The sequence below is a fragment of the Xenorhabdus bharatensis genome (genome assembly GCF_037996705.1).
Taxonomy (GTDB): Bacteria; Pseudomonadota; Gammaproteobacteria; order Enterobacterales; family Enterobacteriaceae; genus Xenorhabdus; species Xenorhabdus bharatensis.
In genome coordinates, this window is the sequence record NZ_JBBMXG010000060.1 from 1 (window position 1) to 632 (window position 632).

Genomic DNA, 632 nt, shown 5'->3' on the forward strand with positions numbered 1-632 from the left:
ACGCCCGCAATATTCTGTACCCCTATCTGTCAAAATTCTTAGCATCGGTAATTGATGCGATTCAAAGAACGGCAGCACTTTGTCATTCAGTATATCTGCCGCCGTAATCGGTGTCTTGGCCGTATAGAGTTTGGCAAACGCCACCTTACTGTAGGTATCGACAAACGTCTGCTGGTAAATCCGACCTACGCCTTTCAACGTCCCCACATAGAACGTATCTTGAGACCCCAGATAGCCAGGATGGACAGTATCGATTTCACCGCAGACCTCATCATCCTGCTTCTTTCTCTCCAGAGCTACCACTTGGGCTTCTGTCAAGATAATTCCCGTCTCAGCCACGTGCTTTTCGAGCGCCCGTAAGCGCTTTTTAAAGTTTTCAAGATCGTGCCTGAGCCAAATAGAACGCACCCCGCTGGGAGAGACAAATATCCCGATTTTACGCAGCTCGTTACTGGTTCTTACTTGTCCGTATGCTGGGTAATCAATCGCATATTTGACCACCGCTTGCTCTGTTTCTGGAGCGACCCTGTTTTTGAGGTTGGGTGTTCTTCTACTGTGGTTGATAAGGGCATCAATACCACCGGCTTCAACCAATTCTTGATAACGGTAAAACGTGTCTCGTGATACGCCCA

General features: G+C 48.1%; 1 protein-coding gene. It reads right to left on the minus strand.

Translation table 11 applies throughout. The features are described from left to right. Positions 1-632: helix-turn-helix domain-containing protein (locus AAC855_RS21200; RefSeq protein ID WP_340612114.1), on the minus strand; the 632-nt coding region annotated here is incomplete at both ends.